This window comes from Polaromonas sp. UBA4122 (assembly GCA_002381615.1).
Taxonomy (GTDB): domain Bacteria; phylum Pseudomonadota; class Gammaproteobacteria; order Burkholderiales; family Burkholderiaceae_C; genus Polaromonas.
Genome location: DFWY01000128.1, coordinates 1 through 4,733, shown reverse-complemented (window position 1 = coordinate 4,733; position 4,733 = coordinate 1). Strand labels below are relative to the sequence as shown.

The following is a 4,733-nucleotide window of genomic DNA, read 5'->3' as shown; positions in this document are numbered from 1 at the left end:
ATGGCCACGCGCTGCCGCTCGCCGCCCGAAAGCGTGCCGGGCTGCCGCTGCAGCAGACGTTCGATGCCCAGCAGCTCAATGGCCTGATCCAGCGACACCCGCCGTTGCGACATGGGCACACGGCGCAGCCCGTAGTCGAGATTGCCCCGGACGTCCAGGTGCGAAAAAAGGCTCGCCTCCTGGAACACAAACCCAAGCGGGCGCTGGTACACCGGCCTGAAAATGCCTTTGGCATCGTCCTGCCAGACCTCGCCATTGACGACCAGACGGCCCGCGCCAGCGCGCTCCAGGCCTGCGATGCTGCGCAGCAAGCTGGTCTTGCCGGAGCCCGATGGACCAAAAATCGCCGTCACGCCGCGTCCGGGAAGAAGCAGGGTCACATCGAGCGAAAAATCCGCCAAGACCCGACGAAAAGACATATCGAGGCGCGCATCGTCTGGCCTCATGCGCCCTGCCCCCGATGGTGCCCAGCGGGCTGGAGCAGGTATAACGCCAGCAGCACCAAAAATGAAAACACCAGCAGCCCACCGGCCAGCCAGTGCGCCTGGGTGTATTCCAGCGCTTCCACATGCTCGTAAATCTGCACCGACATCACACGCGTTTTGCCGGGAATGTTGCCGCCAATCATGAGCACGATGCCGAACTCCCCTACGGTATGCGCAAAGCCCATGACAGCGGCGGTCAGGTAAGCGGGCCGGGCCAGCGGCAGCACCACGGTCAAGAAAGTGTCCAGTGGCGAGGCGCGCAAGGTGGCGGCGGCTTCCAGCGGCCGGTCACCGATGGATTCAAAAGCATTTTGCAGCGGCTGCACCACGAAAGGCAGTGAATACAACACAGAGCCGACGACCAGCCCGGCGAAGCTGAAAGGCAGCAGCCCCCAGCCCAGGGACTGCGTGAGCTGGCCGACAGGTCCCTGCGGACCCGTCAGCACCAGCAGGTAAAAGCCGAGCACCACCGGCGGCAACACCAGCGGCAAGGCCACCAGCGCACCCACCGGCCCTTTCAGCCAGGAGCGCGTGCGCGCCAGCCACCAGGCCAGGGGCGTGCCAGCCAGCAGCAACACGAGCGTGCTCGTACCCGCCAGCCTGACGGTCAGCGCAATCGCCTGTAGAGCTACTTCATCCAGCATGGAGCATCGCGCCTTCAGGATTCATAGCCAAACGAACGGATCACGGCCTTGGCTTTGTCTGTTTTAAGAAACGACAGCAGGAGCGACGCCGCCTTGTGCTGGCTCGCTCGCTTCAACAACACTGCATCCTGACGAATCGGGCTGTGCAGCTTGGCGGGAACGATCCAGCCTGAGCCGGTTTTGATCTTGCCGCCTTCGACCACCTGGGAGAGTGCGACAAAGCCCAGCTCGGCATTGCCCGTGGAAATAAAGCTGAGGGTCTGGCCAATGCTCTCGCCCTGCACCAGTTTGGGCTCCAGGCTGGCCAGCAGCCCAAGCCTGGTCAGAGTTTCCATAGCTGCGGCACCATACGGAGCCAGTTTCGGGGCGGCGATGGCAAGATGTTTGAAGTTCCCCGTCTTGAGGACCTCGCCCTGCTCGTCCACCGTACCCGGTTTGGGCGACCAGAGCACCAGCCTGCCGGTGGCGTAGGTAAAACGGCTGCCTGCCACCGCAGCCCCTTCTTTTTCAAGTTTGGCGGGCCGCTCGTTATCGGCCGCCAGAAAAATATCAAAGGGTGCGCCGTTCATTATTTGCGCATACAACTTGCCGGTCGCGCCAAAAGACAACACCGCCTGATGGCCGGTCTCTTTCTCAAATTCTGCGGCAATCAGCTTCATGGGTGCGGTGAAATTGGCCGCCACCGCGACCTGGACTTCATCCGCCAGGGCCGAGGCAGAGACCAGCAGGACCAGCAGGGCTGGCAGTAAGCGCAAGACGATTTGACGCATGAGAGACGCTCCAGTGCTTGAAGGAGTGCATGACGGAGAGCAAAAAAATGAAAAGCCGGCACGTTCTGAGGATGGCGGGAGCCAGTTTTTTGCCGGAGCCGATTCAATGTTTTCGCTATTCTATTTTAGAATAGCGATATCTGGCCAGGCCAGTCTCAAAATAAGCCCATGAAAAACGCCCCTGCGACCGCACTGTCATTCGACAGCGCCCTGAGCCACGAGCCCGCCGACAAGCGCATCGAAATCCTGCGCCTGATCGCAAGCAGTGGCTCCATCTCGCAGGCCGCGCGGCAAGCCCGGGTCAGCTACAAGGCCGCGTGGCAAGCCATCGACACGCTGACCAACCTGGCGGGCGTGGTGCTGGTGGAGCGGGCTGTGGGCGGTGCCGGTGGCGGCGGCGCAAAAATCACGGAGGCCGGCGAGCAGTTGCTGGCGGTGTCCAAACGGCTGGCCGAGTCGCGCAAACAGGTGCTGGCCGAGGCCCATGCGGGCGCTCTGACGCCTTCCTTCGCCGCACCAGCGCTCTCACACATCGGTGTGCGCACCAGCATGCGCAACCAGTTGCCCTGCCAGGTGGAGCAGCTCGACGCCATGGGCCAGATGGTGCGGGTGTATCTCATGCTGGCCGGCGATACCCGGCTCGTTTCGCGCATCACCCGGGCCAGTGCGGAACTGCTCGACCTGAAAAAAGGGCAAGCGGTGCTGGCGCTTTGCAAAGCCACGGCGGTTCTGGTAACCGCGCAACAGACCGGTGATGTTGACTCCGGCGCGCCTTCAAACCCCAACAAGTCTTCAAGTAACCCTGCATTAAGCGGCCGGGTGGTGCGCATCAGCCGCGGGGCCACGGGCGACGAAGTGTCCCTGCAACTCGATGGCGGCCTGCAACTGGTCGGGTTTGCCAAAGCAGGCAGCCGCTTGAAAACCAAAGCCCGCGTCACCGCGCTCATCGACGAATCAGCCATAGTGATTGCGCTGGCCGCTTAACGGATCATTTAAGGGTCGATGAGCCATGCTTTTTGCCGATACCGCCTTACCGAGCCACACCCAGTTTGCTATATTTTTGATAGCTTCTTATGCCCGTATTTATTTGGCAAAAGGCCAATTTCATCCTTAACCAGCGGAGAAACCCAACAACGAAGCACCTTGGGGGCTATTTTTTCCAATCAAAAGGGCGCCAGCTTCCCACGCTAAACTTGGCGGTAGCCGTGCCACGCTGGTGGGCATGCGAGCCCCAACCCATCCCCTGATGAACGCCACCGCCTTCTCAAGCACCGCTGCCCCGCCCGCAGACATGGCGCCTCTGCCTCTGCCTCTGCCTCTGAGCCGCAATGCAATGATTGCACTCGTGGTGGTGGCTCTGCATGTTGGATTTATCTGGGTGCTGCAAAGCGGCCTGCTGATGCATAGCGCGGAACTGGTGGTGCCCGCCGAGGTCCTGTCGCAATTTGTCGACCCGCCCACCCCCAAGCTTGCGCCGGTGCCTCCGGTGCCGATACAGCCCACCCCCATGGCGCAAAAAAAGACGGTGCCCAAAGCGCCCGTTCAGTCCCTTCAGCCGCAAGCGCTGCCTTTGGCCATTGCCGACCCCACACCTTCACTTGACGCACCGACGGACATCGTCACACCGCCCCTTCCGCCTGCGCCTGCGCCTGCCCCCGTGGCCGCAGCGACTGATGCTCCTGTAGCCTCACCCGCCCTGGTCACGTTTCAGCTGCCGTCAAACAGTGCCGACTACCTGCAAAACCAGAAGCCGCCTTACCCCCCCCTGAGCGCACGCCTGGGCGAGACGGGTAAAGTCGTCTACAAGGTCTGGATCGGACCCGATGGAAAAGCCCAGCGCGCCGAACTCGTCAGGTCAAGCGGTTTTTCACGCCTCGATAACGCCGCCTTTGAGACCGTCATGCGCTGGCGCTACGTGCCTGGAAAGCGCAACGGTGTTCCGGAAACCATGCCTTTCAACGTCCCCATCAGCTGGGAACTGCGTCAGTAATTTTGAACTGAGGAGTGTTGATTCATGAATTCCCAATTTGGCCTTGCCAACGTCTGGAGCCAGGGCGATATCGTCACCAAATCGGTGGCCTTGCTGCTGCTGATCATGTCGCTTGCCTCGTGGATGGTCATCATCATCAAGACACTGGACCTGATCAAGTACAAAAACATGGCCAGGACGGCTGAAGACTTCTGGCACAGCGAAGATTTCGCGACCGGCCTTGCCAAGCTGGGAACAGACCCCGCTAGCCCTTTTCGCCAGTTGGCGCTCGAAGGACGTGAGGCCACCCTCCACCACCTCAATTCCAAGGCTCAACTGCACGATGCCCTGGATATGAGCGACTGGGTCACGCGCACGCTGCGCAACACCCTCGACGAATTCACCGCCAAGCTGCAATCCGGCCTGGCCATCCTCGCGTCCGTCGGCTCCACCGCGCCCTTTGTCGGCCTGTTCGGCACCGTTTGGGGTATTTACCACGCGTTACTGTCCATAGGCGCGGCAGGCCAGGCCACCATCGACCAGGTGGCTGGCCCGGTGGGTGAGTCGCTGATCATGACGGCGCTGGGCCTGGCCGTAGCCATTCCCGCCGTGCTGGGCTACAACGCGCTGGTGCGCGGCAACAAAGGCATTTTGCAAAAGCTCAATCGCTTTGCGCACGACCTGCACGCCTACTTTGTGACAGGCGCCCGCGTCAACACCAGCGGATCGGCCAATGTTGTGCCGATGAAAAAAGCTTAAAGGAAGTCGCCTCATGGCCTTCGGAACTCAAGACGACAGCGATGACGTGATGAACGAGATCAACATGACGCCCATGGTGGACATCATGCTGGTGCTGCTCATCATC

Annotated in this window: 7 protein-coding genes; 4 read left to right on the top strand and 3 right to left on the bottom strand. The window is 61.2% G+C overall.

The window, feature by feature from the left end:
• The 3 genes from B3F77_RS15690 to modA form a co-directional block, all read right to left on the bottom strand.
• Window positions 1-419 (bottom strand): ATP-binding cassette domain-containing protein (locus tag B3F77_RS15690; protein WP_414703025.1); only part of this gene is annotated, 419 nt, incomplete at its 3' end.
• Window positions 420-442: 23 nt separating this feature from the next.
• Complete coding sequence (gene modB / locus B3F77_RS15685; protein WP_293605848.1) at window positions 443-1,129, bottom strand: molybdate ABC transporter permease subunit; 687 nt, start codon at window positions 1,127-1,129, stop codon at window positions 443-445.
• A gap of 14 nt (window positions 1,130-1,143) precedes the next feature.
• Window positions 1,144-1,899, bottom strand: coding sequence for a molybdate ABC transporter substrate-binding protein (modA, locus tag B3F77_RS15680; protein ID WP_293605847.1), 756 nt, complete (start codon window positions 1,897-1,899; stop codon window positions 1,144-1,146).
• A 168-nt stretch (window positions 1,900-2,067) separates the two neighbouring features.
• Between modA and B3F77_RS15675 the strand changes: the two genes are divergently transcribed.
• From B3F77_RS15675 to B3F77_RS15660, 4 genes are all read left to right on the top strand, one after another.
• Window positions 2,068-2,883 carry a TOBE domain-containing protein gene (locus B3F77_RS15675; protein WP_293605846.1) on the top strand — a complete coding sequence of 272 codons (816 nt, stop codon included), beginning with the start codon at window positions 2,068-2,070 and terminating at the stop codon, window positions 2,881-2,883.
• A gap of 307 nt (window positions 2,884-3,190) precedes the next feature.
• Window positions 3,191-3,889 carry an energy transducer TonB gene (locus tag B3F77_RS15670; RefSeq protein WP_414703027.1) on the top strand — a complete coding sequence of 233 codons (699 nt, stop codon included), beginning with the start codon at window positions 3,191-3,193 and terminating at the stop codon, window positions 3,887-3,889.
• Between the two features lie 24 nt (window positions 3,890-3,913).
• Entirely contained in the window at window positions 3,914-4,627 is a 714-nt protein-coding gene (locus tag B3F77_RS15665) for a MotA/TolQ/ExbB proton channel family protein (protein ID WP_293605844.1), read from the top strand.
• A gap of 13 nt (window positions 4,628-4,640) precedes the next feature.
• Window positions 4,641-4,733: ExbD/TolR family protein (locus B3F77_RS15660; protein ID WP_414703026.1), on the top strand; the 93-nt coding region annotated here is incomplete at its 3' end.

Bases quoted from the DNA above. Each gene is read 5' to 3' on its own strand.
- modB (WP_293605848.1), bottom strand. From the start codon at position 1,129: ATGCTGGATGAAGTAGCTCTACAGGCGATTGCGCTGACCGTCAGGCTG.
- modA (WP_293605847.1), bottom strand. From the start codon at position 1,899: ATGCGTCAAATCGTCTTGCGCTTACTGCCAGCCCTGCTGGTCCTGCTG.
- B3F77_RS15675 (WP_293605846.1), top strand. From the start codon at position 2,068: ATGAAAAACGCCCCTGCGACCGCACTGTCATTCGACAGCGCCCTGAGC.
- B3F77_RS15670 (WP_414703027.1), top strand. From the start codon at position 3,191: ATGGCGCCTCTGCCTCTGCCTCTGCCTCTGAGCCGCAATGCAATGATT.
- B3F77_RS15665 (WP_293605844.1), top strand. From the start codon at position 3,914: ATGAATTCCCAATTTGGCCTTGCCAACGTCTGGAGCCAGGGCGATATC.